The sequence below is a fragment of the Streptomyces cyaneus genome (assembly GCF_004028635.1).
In the GTDB taxonomy this organism is placed as follows: domain Bacteria; phylum Actinomycetota; class Actinomycetes; order Streptomycetales; family Streptomycetaceae; genus Streptomyces; species Streptomyces cyaneus.
In genome coordinates, this window is the sequence record NZ_RQJW01000004.1 from 435704 (window position 1) to 454280 (window position 18577).

13 protein-coding genes are annotated in these 18577 nt (G+C 70.2%); 7 read left to right on the forward strand and 6 right to left on the reverse strand.

Translation table 11 applies throughout. The annotated features are described in order from the left end of the window. Nucleotides 1–19 precede the first annotated feature (19 nt). The 6 genes from EHO50_RS17260 (at nucleotide 20) to EHO50_RS17285 (ending at nucleotide 8837) form a co-directional block, all read left to right on the forward strand. On the forward strand, nucleotides 20–1129 hold the full coding sequence (locus tag EHO50_RS17260) for a sugar ABC transporter substrate-binding protein (protein WP_128431031.1): 1110 nt from the start codon (nucleotides 20–22) through the stop codon (nucleotides 1127–1129). Nucleotides 1130–1335: 206 nt separating this feature from the next. Continuing rightward, nucleotides 1336–2127, forward strand: a complete 792-nt coding sequence (locus EHO50_RS17265) for an ATP-binding cassette domain-containing protein (RefSeq protein WP_164904870.1) — start codon at nucleotides 1336–1338, stop codon at nucleotides 2125–2127. Next, entirely contained in the window at nucleotides 2124–3419 is a 1296-nt protein-coding gene (locus EHO50_RS17270; protein ID WP_128431033.1) for a sugar ABC transporter permease, read from the forward strand. The genes EHO50_RS17265 and EHO50_RS17270 overlap by 4 nt, the downstream gene beginning before the upstream one ends. Nucleotides 3420–3650: 231 nt before the next feature. After that, a complete protein-coding gene (gene dxs / locus EHO50_RS17275; protein ID WP_128431034.1) occupies nucleotides 3651–5579 on the forward strand; it encodes a 1-deoxy-D-xylulose-5-phosphate synthase in 1929 nt (642 codons plus the stop codon). A 145-nt stretch (nucleotides 5580–5724) separates the two neighbouring features. Continuing rightward, entirely contained in the window at nucleotides 5725–7248 is a 1524-nt protein-coding gene (locus EHO50_RS17280; RefSeq protein WP_128431035.1) for an amino acid permease, read from the forward strand. Nucleotides 7249–7343: 95 nt separating this feature from the next. After that, a complete protein-coding gene (locus EHO50_RS17285) occupies nucleotides 7344–8837 on the forward strand; it encodes an ArnT family glycosyltransferase (protein WP_128431036.1) in 1494 nt (497 codons plus the stop codon). Nucleotides 8838–8853: 16 nt separating this feature from the next. On the opposite strand, the gene EHO50_RS17290 is transcribed toward EHO50_RS17285, so the two are convergent. Beyond that, complete coding sequence (locus EHO50_RS17290; protein WP_128431037.1) at nucleotides 8854–9225, reverse strand: PIN domain-containing protein; 372 nt, start codon at nucleotides 9223–9225, stop codon at nucleotides 8854–8856. A 31-nt stretch (nucleotides 9226–9256) separates the two neighbouring features. Continuing rightward, the gene (locus EHO50_RS17295) at nucleotides 9257–10156 is read right to left on the reverse strand and encodes an NAD(P)-dependent oxidoreductase (protein WP_128431038.1); all 900 of its coding nucleotides are present in this window, start codon (nucleotides 10154–10156) and stop codon (nucleotides 9257–9259) included. A gap of 98 nt (nucleotides 10157–10254) precedes the next feature. Here EHO50_RS17295 and EHO50_RS17300 point away from each other — a divergent pair, with 98 nt between their 5' ends. Next, entirely contained in the window at nucleotides 10255–11271 is a 1017-nt protein-coding gene (locus tag EHO50_RS17300; RefSeq protein ID WP_128431039.1) for a PLL family lectin, read from the forward strand. A 268-nt stretch (nucleotides 11272–11539) separates the two neighbouring features. Here the strand turns inward: EHO50_RS17300 and EHO50_RS17305 are convergent, their stop codons facing one another. The 4 genes from EHO50_RS17305 to EHO50_RS17320 form a co-directional block, all read right to left on the reverse strand. Further along, nucleotides 11540–13669 (reverse strand): 3-hydroxyacyl-CoA dehydrogenase NAD-binding domain-containing protein, encoded by a 2130-nt coding sequence (locus EHO50_RS17305; protein ID WP_128431040.1) that lies wholly within the window; start codon nucleotides 13667–13669, stop codon nucleotides 11540–11542. Then, nucleotides 13666–14892 (reverse strand): thiolase family protein, encoded by a 1227-nt coding sequence (locus EHO50_RS17310; RefSeq protein ID WP_128431041.1) that lies wholly within the window; start codon nucleotides 14890–14892, stop codon nucleotides 13666–13668. Before EHO50_RS17310 ends, EHO50_RS17305 begins: the two co-directional genes overlap by 4 nt. A gap of 228 nt (nucleotides 14893–15120) precedes the next feature. After that, nucleotides 15121–16155 carry a LacI family DNA-binding transcriptional regulator gene (locus EHO50_RS17315; RefSeq protein WP_128431042.1) on the reverse strand — a complete coding sequence of 345 codons (1035 nt, stop codon included), beginning with the start codon at nucleotides 16153–16155 and terminating at the stop codon, nucleotides 15121–15123. Continuing rightward, nucleotides 16152–18539, reverse strand: coding sequence for a glycoside hydrolase family 2 protein (locus EHO50_RS17320; protein WP_128431043.1), 2388 nt, complete (start codon nucleotides 18537–18539; stop codon nucleotides 16152–16154). Before EHO50_RS17320 ends, EHO50_RS17315 begins: the two co-directional genes overlap by 4 nt. Nucleotides 18540–18577 lie beyond the last annotated feature (38 nt).

Sequence of the window (18577 nt, forward strand, 5' to 3'; positions counted from 1 at the left end):
CGTCAGGGAGGTTTCTGAAGTGAACACGCGTATGCGTCGTGCCGCCGTTGCCGTTGCCGCTGGTGCGATGGCCATCTCGCTGGCTGCCTGTGGCAGCGCCGAGGAAGCGGGCGGGGACAACGACTCCACCGCCACCGCAAAGGGCGACAACATCAAGGTCGGTCTCCTGCTCCCGGAGAACAAGACCGCGCGTTACGAGAAGTTCGACCGCCCCTTGATCGAGAAGAAGGTCAAGGAGCTCACGAACGACAAGGCGGAGTTCCTCTACAACAACGCCAAGCAGGACGCCAACCTTCAGGCCCAGCAGGTCGACACCATGATCACCAACAAGGTGGACGTGCTGATCCTGGACGCCGTCGACGCCAAGGCGATCAAGAACTCCGTGCAGAAGGCCGTGGACCAGGGCATCAAGGTCGTCGCCTACGACCGCCTGGCCGAGGGCCCGATCAGCGCCTACACCTCGTTCGACAACGAGGAGGTCGGCCGCACGCAGGGCGAGGCCCTGCTGAAGGGCCTGGGCGACAAGGCCACCAAGTCCTCCAAGATCGTCATGATCAACGGCTCGGTCACCGACCCGAACGCCGCCCAGTTCAAGAAGGGCGCCCACTCCGTCCTCGACGGCAAGGTCACCATCGCCAAGGAGTACGACACCAAGGAGTGGTCGCCGGACAACGCCAACGCCGAGATGGAGGCCGCGATCTCCGCGGTCGGCGCGAAGAACATCGCCGGCGTCTACTCCGCGAACGACGGCATGGCCGGCGGCATCATCACCGCCCTCAAGGCCGCCGACCTCACGGTCCCGGTCACCGGCCAGGACGCGGAGCTCGCCGCCGTACAGCGCATCGTCGCCGGTGAGCAGTACATGAGCGTGTTCAAGTCGTACCCGTCGGAAGCCAACGCCGTCGCCGAGATGGCCGTCGCGCTGGCCAAGGGCGAGAAGCTGGACTCCATCGCCAAGGACAAGGTCTCCAGCGACAGCGCGAAGGACGTCCCGTCCGCGCTGATCCCGGTCGTGTCGCTGACCACGGACAACATCAACGACACGGTCATCAAGGAGGGCTTCTACACGGTCCCCGAGATCTGCACCGCGAAGTACAAGAGCGCCTGCGACAAGATCGGCCTCAAGTAAGCAACGTCAGGTCCCTTTCCAAGGTGCGGGAATTCAGCCTTGAATTCCCGCACGGGACATGACTGCTCCAGACTCCTCCGGCGCCCCGCGCATACGTCAGCCCCGCAAGCTCGGTGCGGGGCGCCGGACGGAACCCTGCGGGTATCCCCCCGCCCACCCACCTGCATTCTCTGCACAACCTTCCGCCGGGTCAGGCGGCGAAGGAGATGGTTCACGTGTCCGCTACGCCCGTGTTGGCGTTGCGCGGGGTCTCCAAGCGATTCGGTGCCGTCCAGGCGCTCACCGACGTAGAGCTTGAGGTCCACGCCGGTGAAGTGGTCGCCCTGGTGGGCGACAACGGCGCCGGAAAGTCCACGCTGGTCAAGACGATCGCCGGCGTGCACCCCATCGATGAGGGCGTCATCGAATGGGAAGGCAAGGCCGTTTCGATCAACCGGCCGCACGACGCCCAGAGCCTGGGCATCGCGACGGTCTACCAGGACCTCGCGCTGTGCGACAACATCGACGTCGTCGGCAACCTGTACCTGGGCCGTGAGGTCCGCAAATGGGGCGTCCTCGACGAGGTCGAGATGGAGCGCCGCTCGCGCGAGCTGCTCCAGACGCTGTCGATCCGCATCCCCAGCGTGCGTATCCCGATCGCCTCGCTCTCCGGCGGTCAGCGCCAGACCGTGGCCATCGCCCGCTCCATGCTCGGCGAGCCCAAGCTGGTCATCCTCGACGAGCCCACCGCCGCCCTCGGTGTCGAGCAGACCGCCCAGGTCCTCGACCTGGTCGAGCGGCTGCGCGAGCGCGGCCACGCGGTCATCCTCATCAGCCACAACATGGCCGATGTGAAGGCCGTCGCGGACAAGGTCGCCGTGCTGCGCCTCGGCCGCAACAACGGCGTCTTCGAGGTCAAGACGACCTCGCAGGAGGAGATCATCTCCGCCATCACCGGCGCCACCGACAACGCCGTGACCCGCCGTGCGGCGCGCACGACCGGGGAGGTTTCCAAGTGAGCATCGACAAGACCTCCGCGACGGCGCAGGACGAGCACGAGGTCCTGAACACCGAGGCCGCAGCGGCCGCGGTGACCGCGGTCGACCCGCGCCTGCTGGTGCAGGAGCAGGGCCTGGCCGGCTACCTGACCGAGTTCCGGCGCAAGATGAAGGCCGGTGAGCTGGGCTCCCTGCCGGTCATCGTCGGCCTGGTCGTCATCTGCGTCATCTTCCAGAGCCTGAACTCGGCCTTCCTGTCCGCGCAGAACATCAGCGACATCACCGTCACGATGGTCGGCACGGGCATGATCTCCGTCGGCATCGTCTTCGTGCTGCTGCTCGGCGAGATCGACCTGTCCGTCGGCTCGGTCAGCGGCGCGTCCAGCGCCATCGCGGCCGTGCTCGCGGTCAACCAGGGCTGGCCCGAGTGGGCGGCCGTGCTCTTCGCCGTCGCGGCAGGTGTCGTCATCGGCGCGGCGCACGGCTTCTTCTTCGCGGTGCTGGGCGCGCCGGCCTTCGCCGTCACGCTCGCCGGTCTGCTCTTCTGGCTCGGCTTCATGCTCCAGACGCTGGGCGAGAACGGCACGATCAACCTCGACAGCGACGGTCTGATCGGCAAGCTGACGACGTACTTCTTCACGGACGTCGCGGCCGCGTACGGGCTGGCTGCCGTGATGACCGCGGTGTTCTTCATCACCTCGTTCCTGAGCAACCGCCGCCGCGACGCCGCGGGGATCCCGTCCCGGCCGCTGAGCGACACCATCCTGCGGACGGTGCTGCTGGGCGTGGTCTCGTTCGCCGCGGCGATCATGTACAACCAGTACAAGGGCCTGCCGCTGGCCACGGTGATCTTCCTGGTCTTCCTGGTCGGCACGGACTTCCTGCTGCGGCGTACCTCGTACGGCCGCAAGGTGTTCGCGCTCGGTGGCAGTGTCGAGGCCTCGCGTCGTGCGGGTATCAACGTCACCGCGGTGCGGATCTCCGTGTTCGCGATCTCGGGTGGCTTCGCCGCGATCGGTGGTCTGTTCCTGGCCTCGAAGATCGCTTCCGCCAACCAGAGCGCCGGTACGGGTGACCTGCTGATGAACGCCATCGCCGCGGCCGTCATCGGTGGTACGTCGCTCTTCGGTGGGCGTGGGCGTACGTGGAACGCGCTGCTCGGTGTGCTGGTGATCGTGTCGATCCAGTACGGGCTCCAGTTGGAGTCGATCGCCGAGCCGGTGAAGTACATGATCACCGCGGGTGTGTTGCTGACCACGGTGGTCATCGACTCCATCACCCGTAAGACGCAGAAGACCGCGGGGCGCGCCTAGCGCATTTGACGCGGAGCGCCGTAGGGGCGTGGGTGAACTGGCGGGTGCCGGTCCGTTGTGGCCGGTCGCGCAGTTCCCCGCGCCCCTCGCGGCGTTGTAGCACGGGGCGTCGATGGGTAGAGCCGAATGCGTGACCTATGAGGTGTGGGCCGGGAACCTTCCGTCTGAGCGGAACATTAGACTCGACGAGCCCGGCAACAGCTCGAACAGCTCTACTGCAAGGAGGCACGGGTGCCGCTGCTGACCCGCATCACGGGACCGCGCGATCTGGACCGGCTCAGCCCTGAGCAGCTGGACCAGCTGGCAGAGGAGATCCGGACCTTCCTCGTCGAAGCGGTGTCCAAGACCGGCGGCCACCTCGGCCCCAACCTCGGTGTGGTGGAGCTGACCATCGCCCTGCACCGGGTCTTCGACTCGCCCAAGGACAAGGTGCTCTGGGACACCGGCCACCAGTCCTACGTCCACAAGCTGCTCACCGGCCGCCAGGACTTCAGCAAGCTCAAGATGAAGGGCGGCCTGTCCGGCTACCCCTCGCAGGCCGAGTCCGAGCACGACGTCATCGAGAACTCGCACGCCTCGACCGTCCTCGGCTGGGCCGACGGCCTCGCCAAAGCCAACCAGCTGCGCAAACGCGACGACCATGTCGTGGCCGTCATCGGTGACGGCGCGCTGACCGGCGGTATGGCCTGGGAGGCGCTGAACAACATCGCCGAGGCCAAGGACCGCCCGCTCGTCATCGTCGTCAACGACAACGAGCGGTCGTACGCGCCGACGATCGGCGGCCTCGCGAACCACCTGGCGACGCTGCGCACGACCGACGGCTACGAGCGCTTCCTCACCCGCACCAAGGAGATCCTCGACCGCACGCCGGTCGTCGGCAAGCCCCTCTACGAGACCCTGCACGGGGCCAAGAAGGGCCTGAAGGACTTCATCGCGCCGCAGGGCATGTTCGAGGACCTGGGCCTGAAGTACGTCGGCCCGATCGACGGGCACGACATCGAGGCCCTGGAGTCGGCCCTCGCGCGGGCCAAGCGGTTCGGCGGCCCGGTCATCGTGCACTGCCTCACCGAGAAGGGCCGCGGCTACCAGCCCGCCCTCCAGGACGAGGCCGACCGCTTCCACGGCATCGGCCCCATCCACCCCGACACCGGCCTGCCGATCAAGGCCTCGGGTGCCGACTGGACGTCCGTCTTCGGCGACGAGATGGTCAAGCTCGGCAAGGAGCGCGAAGACATCGTGGCGATCACCGCGGCGATGCTGCAGCCGGTCGGCCTGAAGAAGTTCGCGGACACCTTCCCGGACCGGATCTACGACGTCGGCATCGCCGAGCAGCACGCCGCGGTGTCGGCGGCGGGTCTGGCGACGGGCGGTGTGCACCCCGTCTTCGCCGTCTACGCCACCTTCCTCAACCGCGCCTTCGACCAGGTCCTCATGGACGTGGCGCTGCACAAGTGCGGTGTCACCTTCGTGCTCGACCGCGCCGGCGTCACCGGCACCGACGGCGCCTCCCACAACGGCATGTGGGACATGTCGATCCTCCAGGTCGTGCCCGGCCTGCGGCTCGCCGCCCCGCGCGACGCCGACCAGGTACGGGCGCAGCTGCGCGAGGCCGTCACGGTCAAGGACGCGCCGACCGTCGTCCGCTTCTCCAAGGGCGCCGTCGGCCCCGCCGTACCCGCCGTGGGCCGGGTCGGCGGCATGGACGTGCTGCGCGAGCCCGGCACCGACACCCCGGACGTGCTCCTGGTCTCCGTGGGCGCCCTCGCGCCGATGTGCCTGGAGATCGCCGGCCTGCTCGACAAGCAGGGCATCACCACCACCGTCGTCGACCCGCGCTGGGTCAAGCCCGTCGACGAGGCCATGGCCCCGCTCGCCGAGCGGCACCGCGTGGTCGTCACCGTCGAGGACAACTCCCGCGTCGGTGGCGTCGGCTCGGCGATCGCACAGGCCCTGCGCGACGCGGGCGTCGACGTCCCGCTGCGTGACTTCGGCATCCCGCCGCGCTTCCTCGACCACGCCTCCCGCGCCGAGGTGATGGCCGAGATCGGCCTCACCGCCCCTGACATCGCCCGCCAGGTGACCGGTCTGGTCGCCAAGCTGGACGGCCGGTTCGACCGCACGGCGGCCGAGGTCGACTCGGTGCAGCCCGCCCGCGACTGACACCCTCGTACGGCCGGATGGGCCGGTTTCTCCACCCGTGACGGTGGCGAAACCGGCCCATCTGTGTGAATCCGCCCGCGCCGGGGCAGGCGTACCACGCCCCCTCTCGATCATGTCGAGGACGCCAAGCGTGGGAGGTAAGCCCGTGAGCAGCAGTCTCTTCCGGACGAAGAGAGTCGAGCAGTCCATCCTCGACACCGAGGAGCCAGAGCACGCGCTCAAGAAGTCCTTGTCCGCGCTGGATCTGACCGTCTTCGGTGTCGGCGTCATCATCGGCACCGGCATCTTCGTCCTGACCGGTACGGTCGCCAAGAACAACGCCGGACCCTCGGTGGCCCTGGCGTTCGTAGCGTCCGGCGTCGCCTGTGCGCTGGCCGCGCTCTGTTATGCCGAATTCGCCTCCACGGTCCCGGTCGCCGGGTCCGCCTACACGTTCTCGTACGCCTCCCTCGGCGAACTGCCCGCCTGGATCATCGGCTGGGACCTGGTCCTGGAGTTCGCGCTCGGGACGGCGGTGGTGGCCGTCGGCTGGTCCGGCTACATCCAGTCGCTGATGGACAACGCGGGCTGGGAGATGCCCGCGTCCCTGGGCAGCAGAGAGGGCGCCGACGCCTTCGGCTTCGACATCCTCGCCGCCGCGCTCGTCCTTGTCCTCACCTTCATCCTCGTACTCGGCATGAAGCTGTCGGCGCGGATCACGTCCCTGGTCGTCGCCATCAAGGTGGTCGTCGTCCTGACCGTGATCATCGCCGGCGCGTTCCTGATCGACGGTGACAACTACGACCCCTTCATCCCGAAGCAGAAGGCCGTGGAGGCGGGGGAGAGTCTCCAGGCGCCACTGATCCAGTTGATGTTCGGCTGGGCGCCCTCCAACTTCGGCGTGATGGGCATCTTCACCGCCGCCTCGGTCGTGTTCTTCGCCTTCATCGGCTTCGACGTGGTGGCCACCGCCGCCGAGGAGACCAAGAACCCGCAGCGCGACATGCCGCGCGGCATCCTCGGCTCCCTCCTCATCTGCACCACGCTGTACGTCGCCGTGTCGATCGTCGTCACCGGCATGCAGCACTACAGCCGGCTGTCCGTGGACGCCCCGCTCGCCGACGCCTTCAAGGCCACCGGACACCCCTGGTACGCGGGCTTCATCAGCTTCGGCGCCGCCGTCGGCCTGACGACCGTGTGCATGATCCTGCTCCTGGGCCAGACACGTGTCTTCTTCGCGATGAGCCGCGACGGACTGCTGCCCCGCTTCTTCTCCCATGTCCACCCGCGGTTCAAGACCCCGCACCGGCCGACCATCCTGCTCGGCGTGGTCATCGCGATCCTCGCCGGCTTCACCCCGCTGACCGAACTCGCCGCCCTGGTGAACATCGGCACCCTGTTCGCCTTCGTGGTGGTGGCCATCGGCGTGATCATCCTCCGCAGGACCCGCCCCGATCTGCACCGGGCCTTCCGCACCCCCTGGGTGCCGGTCATCCCGATCCTGTCGGTGTGCGCCTCGCTGTGGCTGATGATCAACCTGCCGGCCGAGACATGGGTCCGCTTCGCCATCTGGATGCTGGTGGGCTTCGTCGTGTACTTCATCTACGGCCGCTCCCACAGCCGCCTCGGACGGCATGAGGAGACGACCGTCGGTGAAGTCACGAAGCCGCCGCGCGGAGACACCCCGTAGCCGAAACCAGCGGTTGACGGGTGGTCAACACCCGACTCCCCGGCCCCGTATGTCCTGCTTCGGTAGGAACTGCGGGGCCGGATAGCGTTCACCCCATGCTCGCCGAGCTCCTCCCACCGCCACGCTCCGTGCCCGAACCCCGCGCGGCACGCGGCTACTGGAGGCGGCTGCTCCCCACCCTGGCCCTGCTGGCCTGCGTCACCCGCGTCCCCTCCTTCACCCGCCCGCTGTGGAACCCCGACGAGGGCTATCTAGCCGTACAGGCACGGCTGCTCGCACAGGGCGGAGAGCTGTACGACACGGTCGTCGATCGCAAGCCGCCGCTGCTGCCGTGGCTGTACCAGGCCGCGTTCGCGGTGGCCGGCTCCGGATCGCTCACGCCGGTGCGGGTCCTGGCGGTCGGGGCCCAGCTGCTGACCGCCGTGCTGCTGGCCTCGCTGGCCCGTCGCCGCTGGGGCGACACGGCGGGCGGGACGGCAGGGGTGCTGTATCTGCTGGTCTCGGTCGGGCTCAACCCGGAGGACGCCCAGGCCGCGACGTTCGAGGTGTTCATGCTGCCGTGTACGGCGGCGGCGATGTGGTGCGCGGACCGGCGCCGGTGGGGCGCGGCGGGCCTCGCGGTCGCGGGCGCCTTCCTCGTCAAACAGACCGGCGGGGCGGTGCTGGTACCGGTGATGTGGCTGTGCGTGTCGGCCGGAGGGTGCCCCGGCGCGAGCCAGCAGGCACCCCTCAGGGAGGTCCGGGCCGGGGGACTGGCACGGTTGGGCGCCGGAGTGGTGGCGCCGGTGCTGGGCGTGGCCGCGGTGACCGACCCGGCGGGGTTCCTGTTCTGGACGGTCACGGGATCGGGGGCGTACGCCTCCTTCACCGGCTCCGAGATCCATGTCCTCGCACGGGGCCTGACGAACGCGGCGATCCTGGCGCTGGCCTGCGCGGGACTGATCCCGCCGGTGCTACGAGTCCTGCGGCTGGCCCGCACGGGGGCAGCGGACCTGTGGCTGTGGTCGGCCGCGTCGGCCGGCGCGGTCCTGCTCGGCTTCCACTTCTTCGGCCACTACTACCTCCAACTCCTGCCGCCCCTCACCCTGTTGGCGACGGCCGCGCTGCAGATCCTGCCGCGCGAGCGCACGACCCACGCGGTCCTGACCTCGGCCTGCTGCTGCGCCCTGTTCCTCACCTGGGGGCTGCTCGCGCCCCGACCCGAGCTCGACCACGCGAGGAGGCTGGCGGACGAGGTGGCGATCCGGACCGAGCCACAGGAGCGGGTCCTCGTCTGGGGCATACACCCCGAGACGTACTGGCTGGCCGACCGCAGACCCGCGAGCCGTTACCTGACGGCGGGGCTCCTCACCAACTACAGCGGGGGACGCGACGGCCCACAGGTGGGCGAGCGATACGCGGTCGACGGGGCATGGGCGGTCTTCGGCGAGGAGATGACCGAGCGGACGCCGGCGCTGGTCGTCGACGACTCGCGGGGTAAGCCGTACGGACCGGAGAGGGTGCCGAGCCTGCGGCGGCTGCTGGCGGCGCGGTACGAGGAGGTGGGGGTGGTGGACGGGGCGGTGCTGTACGCACGGAGCCGCACCTAGCCACGGAGCCGTACCCCTACGGCCGTACCGTGCGCGGTCCCGCCACCTCCGCCCCCAACTCCGTGACCCTTCGGCGCAGTTCCCGATCCGCGGTCACCACCAGGCAGGGCCGCCCACTGGCCCGCGCGACGAGTTCGACCATGTGATCGTCCCCGCTTCCGGCGGCGGACTCCACCCGCACGCCCGGCACGGTCTCCACTCCGCGAGCGGCGCCCTCGACCACGAGCACGATCTCGACCGGTCCCGCATGCCCCGGCACCCGGTCCGCCGCCAGCCGGTCCCGCAGCCGCTCCGCGGCCCCGCGCCGATCCCGCCACCACCCGTCGGGAACCGACCCGACGACATTCGCGGCGTCCACGATCACGAGCAGGGGGGCGTCCTCAGTCATGGGGCAAGGGTCGCACGGCTCAGTCCGCGGCCTACCTCTCCCGCTCCTCCGCCGCCTCCTCGAAGCTGGCGAAATAGGCCGCCGCCATGTCCTCGTCCCCGTGCCCCTGCGCAGCCGCCCGCTCAAAGCGCTCCGCGCTCGCCGCGGCCACGTCCAGGCGTACGCCGTACCGCTCGCCCGCCTCCACGATGAGCCGCGCGTCCTTCGCCGCCGTGGTCACCGCGAACTGGGCCGGGGTCAGCTCGTCGTTCAGCACCAGCCCGGTCTTGGCCCGCAGATACCCCATGTCGAGCGGGCCGCCGTCGATCACCTCGAAGAAGCGCTGCGGATCCACGTCCAGCGCCTTGGACAGCGCCAGCACCTCAGTGGCCGCGTTGGTCACCGCGAGCACCCAGCTGTTGGCGACCAGCTTCAGCCGGGTGGCCGTGCCCGCCCCGCCGTCCTCGCCGGTCCACACGGTACGGGCGCCGACGGCGTCGAACACCGGCGTCACGGTCCCGCGCCCCTCGGCCGGCCCCGCCGCCAGCACGGTGAGCAGGCCGGCCTCGGCGGGCTGGCGGGTGCCGAGCACGGGGGCGTCGTAGAAGACGAGGTCGTGCTCCCGGGCGAAGGCGGCCAGGTCGGCGATGGCCTCGATGCCGGCGGTCGTCGACTGGACCCAGGCGGCACCGGAGCGCAGCGCGGGCGCCGCCTCACGCATGACGTCCAGCGCAGCGGGGCCGTCGTAGAGCATGGTCAGGACGACGTCGGCCCCCTGGACCGCCTCCGCTGGGGTGTCGGCGACGAACGCGCCGTCGGCGGTCAGCGGCTCGGCCTTGGCGCGGGTACGGTTCCAGGCGCGGACGGTGTGTCCGGCGCGGGCGAGGTTGCGGGCCATCGCGGCGCCCATGATGCCGGTGCCCAGGACGCTCACGGTGAGCTTGTCGGTCATGACGTCGGCTTCCTGTTCTCGTACGGACGTTGCTGATGTGATCCAGCTTGCCCGGGGCCGGGGCGGCCCCGCGGACCGCCCCCGAATAGAGTGAACCGGTGAACGGCGACTGGCTCATCCGCGGCCGCGACGGCCGCCTCAGCGTCTATCTGCCGACCGACGACGGCGTCCTGTGCCGGGCGGAACTCGGATCCGGCGGCCCCTGGGAACCCCCGCGCCGGGTCGGCGGCGACCAGAAGCTGCGCCCCGGCCCCGCGGTCGGGCAGGGCGCCGACGCCTACGCCCACCTGGCCGCCTGGCGCCCCACCAAGGCGGGCGAGGCGGGCCTCGTCCACTCCACGCACTTCCGGCCGCGCCTGGCCGCCCTGGACTGGATCTCCATCGGCCACCCGAACAACACCGGCGACCGCACCGGCACGCCCGCCGTCACGGTCGACGCGCAGGGGCGGGCGCATGTCTTCGTGCGCAACGGGGGCGGCGGCGTGAGCATGCGCGGTCAGAAGGAGGTGGGCGGGTGGGGCCCGTGGCGTGACCTCAAGGGGCGTGAGGTCGACGACCGGCTCGCCGCGGTGACGGGGGAGTCCGGGCTCGTCGAGCTGTACGCGGCCGTCCCCGGCGCGATCCTGCACTGGCGGCAGGAGAAGCCGGGCAGCGTCCCCGTCCTGGAGGAGGCGATGGAGACCCCGGTCCGCCCGGGCACCCTGTATGCCCTGGCCACCTCCGCGGACCACACCACCCTGTTCTACGCGGACGACTCCGGCGACCTGCGCGCCTGGCGCCCCGGCACCAAACCGGTGACCTTGCTGGCCTCCGCCGGCCCCGGCCCGGTCCGCGCGATCCGCTGCGAACTCGACGGCCACGACTGCACCTTGCTCGCCCAGCGCTCGGCGAGCGGCCGCGTCGCCTTCGCCGCGTATCCGACGGAGCAGGAGTCGGCGGGGGCGTGGTGGACGGAGTCGGGCCCGCAGCTGCCGGTGGATGCGGTGGTGGGGCTGGCGGTGGACGAGAGCGAGCGAGTGGTGGCGGCTTCGGTGTCCCCGTCGACGGGGCAACTGCTGACCACAAGGCGCAAGGACGAGCCTGGGCTGGCGCTGGAGGCGTGGCGGGAGGTCTAAGGCGCCTGAGGGGTGGGCGGCTGCTCTTGTACGGCGGCTGCGGCTGGTACGTGGTTGCTCGCGCAGTTCCCCGCGCCCCTTGGGGCGTCGCTGGTTCCGGCGATTTCTGAACGCCGGGACCGGCATCTTCAGCCCGTCCGGCGTTTGAGGACGAGGCCGTTAGGCCGATACGGGGGTCTGGGGGCGGAGCCCCCAGGTACCTGCGCACAACGCCGGTGCCCTGCACGCCAAGTCGGCATACAGGGCACCGGCGTTCACAGCGGAGCGCTTACGCGGGGACGCTCGCCACGCCCGGCTCCAGGAACTTCTTGCCGTTCACGCGCTCGGAGACACCCTCGCGGTCCAGGTACGGCGTGATGCCGCCCAGGTGGAAGGGCCAGCCGGCGCCCGTGATCAGGCAGAGGTCGATGTCCTGGGCCTCGGCGACGACGCCCTCGTCGAGCATCAGGCCGATCTCCTGGGCCACCGCGTCCAGGACACGGTCGCGGACCTGCTCCTCGGTCAGGACGACATCGCCCTGCTTCAGGAGCGCGGCGACCTCGGGGTCCAGCTCCGGCTTGCCGGAGTCGTAGACGTAGAAGCCGCGCTTGCCCGCCTTGACGACGGCCGCGAGGTTCGGGGAGACCGTGAAGCGGTCCGGGAAGGCCCGGTTGAGGGTCTCCGAGACGTGCAGGCCGATCGCCGGGCCGACGAGCTCGAGCAGCACCAGCGGCGACATCGGCAGACCCAGCGGCTCGACCGCCTTCTCCGCGACCTCGACCGACGTGCCCTCGTCGATGACGTTCTGGATCTCGCCCATGAAGCGGGTGAGGATGCGGTTCACGACGAACGCCGGGGCGTCCTTGGTGAGGACCGCGGTCTTCTTCAGCTTCTTGGCGACGGCGAAGGCCGTGGCCAGCGAGGCGTCGTCCGTCTTCTCGCCGCGGACGATCTCCAGCAGCGGGAGCACCGCGACCGGGTTGAAGAAGTGGAAGCCGACGACCCGCTCGGGGTTCTTCAGCTTCGACGCCATCTCCGAGACGGAGAGGGAGGAGGTGTTCGTCGCGAAGATGGCGTGCGCCGGGGCGACCGCCTCGACCTCCGCGAACACCTGCTGCTTGACGCCGATCTCCTCGAACACGGCCTCGATGATGAAGTCCGCGTCCGCGAAGCCCTCGGCCTTGTCCAGGACACCGCTCACCAGCGCCTTGAGGCGGTTGGCCTTGTCCTGGTTGATACGGCCCTTGCCGAGCAGCTTGTCGATCTCGGCGTGGACGTAGCCCACACCCTTGTCGACGCGCTCCTGGTCGATGTCGGTCAGCACGACCGGCACCTCCAGGCGGCGCAGGAAGAGCAGGGCGAGCTGCGAGGCCATCAGACCGGCGCCGACGACACCGACCTTGGTGACCGGGCGGGCCAGCGACTTGTCCGGCGCACCGGCCGGGCGCTTGCCGCGCTTCTGCACCAGGTTGAAGGCGTAGATGCCGGAGCGCAGTTCGCCACCCATGATCAGGTCGGCGAGCGCGACGTCCTCGGCGTCGTAACCCTGCTGCAGGTCGCCGTTCTTCGCGGCGGCGATGATGTCCAGCGCACGGTAGGCGGCCGGAGCGGCCCCGTGCACCTTGCTGTCCGCGATGAAACGGCCCTTGGCGACGGCCTGGTCCCAGGCCTCACCGCGGTCGATCACCGGACGCTCGACCTCGACGTCACCCTTGAGGACGTTCGCGGTCCAGATCAGCGACTGCTCCAGGAAGTCCGCGCCCTCGAAGATCGCGTCCGCGATACCGAGGTCGAAGACCTGCTGGCCCTTGAGCTGCTTGTTCTGGTTGAGGCTGTTCTCGATGATCACCGAGACGGCCTTGTCGGCACCGATCAGGTTCGGCAGGATCGTGCAGCCGCCCCAGCCGGGCACCAGGCCGAGGAAGACCTCGGGGAGCGAGAAGGCGGGCAGCGCCTTCGACACGGTCCGGTACTTGCAGTGCAGACCGACCTCGACGCCACCGCCCATCGAGGCACCGTTGTAGTACGCGAAGGTCGGCACCGCGAGGGCCGACAGGCGCTTGAAGACCTCGTGTCCACCCTTGCCGATGGCGAGCGCGTCCTTGTGCTCCTTCAGCAGCTCGACGCCCTTGAGGTCGGCGCCGACCGCGAAGATGAACGGCTTGCCGGTGATGCCGACACCGACGATGTCGCCGGCCGCGGCCTCCGCCTCGACCTGGTCGATGGCGGTGTCGAGGTTGGCCAGCGACTGCGGGCCGAAGGTGGTCGGCTTGGTGTGGTCGAAGCCGTTGTCCAGCGTGATCAGGGCGAAGCGCCCGGCGCCGAACGGCAGGTCGAGGTGGCGTACGTGCGCCTGGGTGACGACCTCGTCCGGGAACAGCTCGGCCGCGCCCTTCAGGAGCTCAGCGGTGGTGCTCACTTGTTGCCTCCGGCGTCCTTGTGGTGCGGGTTCTCCCAGATCACCGTGGCGCCCATGCCGAAGCCGACGCACATGGTGGTGAGGCCGTAACGGACCTCCGGCTGCTCCTCGAACTGGCGGGCCAGCTGCGTCATCAGACGCACGCCGGAGGAGGCCAGCGGGTGACCGTAGGCGATGGCGCCGCCGTACTGGTTGACGCGCGCGTCGTCGTCGGCGATGCCGTAGTGCTCCAGGAAGGCGAGCACCTGGACGGCGAAGGCCTCGTTGATCTCGAAGAGGTTGATGTCCTCGATCGACAGGCCGGCCTTGGCGAGGGCCTTCTCCGTCGCCGGGATCGGGCCGTAGCCCATGACCTCCGGCTCGACACCCGCGAAGGCGTAGGAGACGAGGCGCATCTTCACCGGGAGGTTGTTCTCGCGGGCGAAGTCCTCGGAGGCGATGATCGAGGCGGTGGCGCCGTCGTTCAGACCGGCCGCGTTACCGGCGGTGACCCGGCCGTGGACGCGGAACGGGGTCTTCAGACCGGCCAGGCTCTCCAGCGTCGTACCCGGGCGCATCGGCTCGTCGGCGGTGACCAGGCCCCAGCCCGTCTCACCGGCTTCGGCGTTGGTGCGACGCACCGAGATCGGCACCAGGTCCTGCTGGATCTTGCCGTTGGCGTAAGCCTTGGCGGCCTTCTCCTGCGAACGCACCGCGTACTCGTCCGCGCGCTGCTTGGTGATCGTCGGGTAGCGGTCGTGCAGGTTCTCGGCGGTCATGCCCATGAACAGCGCCGACTCGTCGACCAGCTTCTCGCTGACGAACCGGGGGTTCGGGTCCACGCCCTCGCCCATCGGGTGGCGGCCCATGTGCTCGACACCACCGGCGATGACGGCGTCGTAGGCACCGAAGGCGATCGAACCGGCGACGGACGTCACGGCGGTCAGCGCGCCGGCGCACATGCGGTCGATGGAGTAGCCGGGCACCGACTGCGGCAGGCCCGCGAGGATGCCGGCCGTGCGGCCGAGGGTCAGGCCCTGGTCACCGATCTGCGTGGTCGCGGCGATGGCGACCTCGTCGATCTGCTTCGGGTCGAGACCGGGGTTGCGGCGCAGCAGCTCCCGGATCGCCTTCACGACAAGGTCGTCGGCACGGGTCTCGTGGTAGATGCCCTTCGGGCCCGCCTTGCCGAACGGGGTGCGGACGCCGTCGACGAAGACGACGTCCCTGACGGTACGAGGCACGATGGCTCTCCTCCAGATGCGGGATGGCACTGCTGCGGCACGCATGCGCTGAGCGCGCGCTCAGGACCCATGCTACTTACGGGTAACGTAGCTGCACAGTCCTGGAGAGTGGAGCGGTGAACGTCACATCGAAGCTGGCGGTGCGGAAGTGCCGGGAAGGGGCGCGGGGCTGTATCAATCTGCGGCTCCGCCGCGCGGGCGCGACCAGTCCGCAGCCCCCCACGAACGTCACCGAGGCGGCGCAGTGGACCCCCGAGGAGTCAGCACCGGAGTAGGCACGGGATGCGACCCCACCCCATCCCCCATGATCACTCCGAACAACGTCCGAGCCACCTCCGCCCCGAACCCGTGCACGTCATGACTCATCGCGGACAGGGTCGGATGCGTAAGCCGACACAACTGGGAGTCGTCCCAGGCCAGCAGCGAAACGTCCTCCGGCACCCGCAGCCCCATCTCGGCCGCCACCGACAACCCCGCCACCGCCATGATGTCGTTGTCGTACACGATCGCCGTCGGCCGATCCGGCGCGGACGCCGTGAGCAGCGACCGCGTCGCCCGCGCCCCCGCATCGCCCGAGAAGTCCGTCGCCACCTGCCACGCCCCGGCCAGCCCCAGCGCCCCCGCCGCCTCGTCGAACGCTGCCGCACGGATGGACGTGTGCCCGAGGGCCGCCGCCCCGCCCACCCGCGCGATCCGCCGATGCCCGAGCGCGGCCAGATACCGCACAGCCTCCGTCACAGCGGTGGCGTCGTCGGTCCACACCGACGTCAGCCCGCCCGTCAGCGACGGGTGCCCGACCGCGACCGCCGGTATCCCGAGCCGCTGCGCCGCCGCCACTCTCGGGTCGTCCGCACGGAAGTCGACCAGGATCGACCCGCCGATCTGCCGCCCCCGCCACCACGACTCCTGGAGCCCGACCTCCTCGTCCAGATTCCGCACGAGCCTGAGCAGCAGCGAGCAGGAGTGCTCGGTCAGGACGCTCTCCACGCCCGAGATGAACTCCATGTAGAAGGGCTCGAGGCCGAGCTGCCGGGCCGGCCGGCAGATCGCGAGGCCCACCACGTCCACCCGCGACCCGGCGAGCGTTCGCGCCGTGAGGTTCGGCGCCCAGCCCAGCTCCCGCGCGGCCCGGAAGATCCGGTCCCGGGTCGCCTCCGACAGCCCCGGCTTGTGGTTGAAGGCGAGGGACACGGCGCCCTTGGACACACCGGCGCGCGCGGCGACGTCCTTGATGGTGACGCGGGGGGTCGGCGTGGCCGTCATCGGCTGGGCTCCATGCAGTACAGGGCGGAGCGTGCGGCCTCCGCGTCGGGAGTCTCCCAGCCGCGCACCCCGATGGTCACCTCTTCGCCGGGCAGCAATGTGACGAGCCCCCGGTCGGCCCGGGCGCCCGGATGCAGCCGATCGGCCTGGAGCAGCAGGTCCCGTACGAGAGTACGGGCGGTCACCACGACCCCGCCCGGCACGAGCGCGACATCGAACTCCGGGCGCGGATAAGGGCTTTCCCGATCCGGCGCAGGGAAGTGCACGGCCCGCAGACCGTCCGCGTCGGCGACCAGGAACTCCTTCGGCCCGACCGGCTCCAGCTCCCTCGGTACGCCGACCCGGGCCACCGCCCGCCCCTCGGCACCGAACCTCACACTCACCTCGCCGACCACCAGCCCGTCCACGGACATCCGCCGCAGCCGCACGGCCCCCGCCCACCCCTCCGCCGCCTGATTGACGACGGCCAACTCCAGTCCGCATTCCGGCACTTGCCCGCGCTCGCGCACTTGCAGCGTCAGCAGCCGATCCGCGTACAGCCGCCGCAGCTCGTGGTAGAGCGGCTTCTCCCGCCCGTCCCCGTCGATCGCCGCCCAGGACGTCACGGGCCAGCAGTCGTTGAGCTGCCATACGACCGTGCCCGCGCACACCGGCCAGTGCGACCGCCAGTGCTCGATCCCGGCCGCCACGGCCCGCGCTTGGTTGACCTGTGTGAGGTAGTGCCAGCGGTCGAAGTCCCCCTCGGGGAAAGCGAAATGCCGCTCGAGGCCGCGCCGCAGCTTGCCGTTGCCGTCGTCCGCCTTCTGGTGGTGCAGCATGCCGGGGGAGTCCGCCGCGAGTTCCTCGCCCGGCAGCGCGCGCCGCAGCGTGGCGTACGCGGGCGGCGCCTGCCAGCCGAACTCGGCCACGAAACGCGGCACGCTCAGCCGGTAGTCGGCGTAGTCCTCGCGGTTCCACACCTCCCAGGAGTGGTGCGTGCCGTGCGCGGGGTCGTTCGGATGCCGCTCCCACGACCCGGACCAGGGACTGCCCGCCGTGTAAGGCCGCGTCGGATCCAACTCGGCCACCACACGCGGCAGTACGCCCAGGTAGTACCCCTCGCCCCAGGAGTCCCCGGCCAGCCGCGGCTCCCACTCCCAGTCCCGGAACCCCCACAGGTTCTCGTTGTTGCCGTTCCACAGCACGAGCGAGGCATGCGGCATCAGCCGTACGACGTTCTCCCGCGCCTCGGCCTCCACCTCCCCGCGCAGCGGCTGCTCCTCCGGATAGGCCGCGCAGGCGAACGGGAAGTCCTGCCACACCAGCAGCCCCAGCTCGTCGCAGGCGTCGTAGAAGTCCTCGCTCTCGTAGATCCCGCCGCCCCAGATCCGTACGAGGTCCACGCCCGCGTCGGCCGCCTGCCGCAGCCGCTCCCGGTACCGCTCGCGGGTGATCCGGGACGGGAACACGTCGTCCGGGATCCAGTTGACGCCCCGCGCGAACAGCCGCTCGCCGTTGACGACGAGGGTGAATCCGGTGCCGTGCTCATCGGCCCGGCGATCCAGCTCGATCGTCCGAAAGCCGATCCGCCGACGCCACACGTCCAGCGCGTCGTCGCCGTGCAGCAGCGTCAACTCGACGTCGTACAGCGGCTGTTCACCGTATCCGCGCGGCCACCACAGTCCGACGTCCGGCACGGTCAGCCGTACGACGCCACCCGTCCCGTCGATCTCGGCCCGCGCCCGCACCCCGCCGACCGTCGCCGCCAGGGTGAGCGGTGCCTCGACCCGGGTCCGCTCGACGTCGATCGCCAACTCGACGTGCCCGGTGCCCTGTTCGACGGTCACCAGGGGGCGCACGCGGGCGATCCGGGCCGTCGACCACTGCTCCAGCCGCACCGGCCGCCAGATCCCGGCCGTCACCAGGGTCGGCCCCCAGTCCCAGCCGAAGGAGCAGGCCATCTTGCGGATGTACTGATAGGGCTCGGTGTACGCGGCGGGCCGTTCGCCCAGCTTGCCGCGCACCGCCTCGGCCTCGGCGTACGCGGAGGCGAAACGCACCGAGAGCCGCCCGCTCAGCCCCGTCACGTCGAAGCGGTACGAGCGGTGCATGTTCCCTACCCGGCCGAGGAGTTGACCGTCGAGCGAGATCTCCGCGACGGTGTCGAGCCCGTCGAAGACGAGGTCGGTCTGCTCGTGCGGGGAGGGGGCCCGCAGATCGGTCTCATAGGTCCAGTCCCGCCGCCCCACCCACGCCACCTCGGCCTCGTCGCGTCCGAGAAAGGGATCCGGGATCACCCCCGCCGCCAGCAGATCGGTGTGCACACAGCCGGGCACGGTGGCCGGCAGCGCGGCTGACTCGTGCCGCACGATCCATCCGTCGGTGAGCGGTGTGGCCTGAAGCATGCGCGCACTCCTAAACCGATCTATCCCAGCGCTGGGAA

Bases quoted from the DNA above. Each gene is read 5' to 3' on its own strand.
- EHO50_RS17315 (WP_128431042.1), bottom strand. From the start codon at position 16,155: ATGACGGCCACGCCGACCCCCCGCGTCACCATCAAGGACGTCGCCGCG.
- EHO50_RS17265 (WP_164904870.1), top strand. From the start codon at position 1,336: ATGGTTCACGTGTCCGCTACGCCCGTGTTGGCGTTGCGCGGGGTCTCC.
- EHO50_RS17290 (WP_128431037.1), bottom strand. From the start codon at position 9,225: ATGACTGAGGACGCCCCCCTGCTCGTGATCGTGGACGCCGCGAATGTC.
- EHO50_RS17295 (WP_128431038.1), bottom strand. From the start codon at position 10,156: ATGACCGACAAGCTCACCGTGAGCGTCCTGGGCACCGGCATCATGGGC.
- EHO50_RS17285 (WP_128431036.1), top strand. From the start codon at position 7,344: ATGCTCGCCGAGCTCCTCCCACCGCCACGCTCCGTGCCCGAACCCCGC.
- EHO50_RS17320 (WP_128431043.1), bottom strand. From the start codon at position 18,539: ATGCTTCAGGCCACACCGCTCACCGACGGATGGATCGTGCGGCACGAG.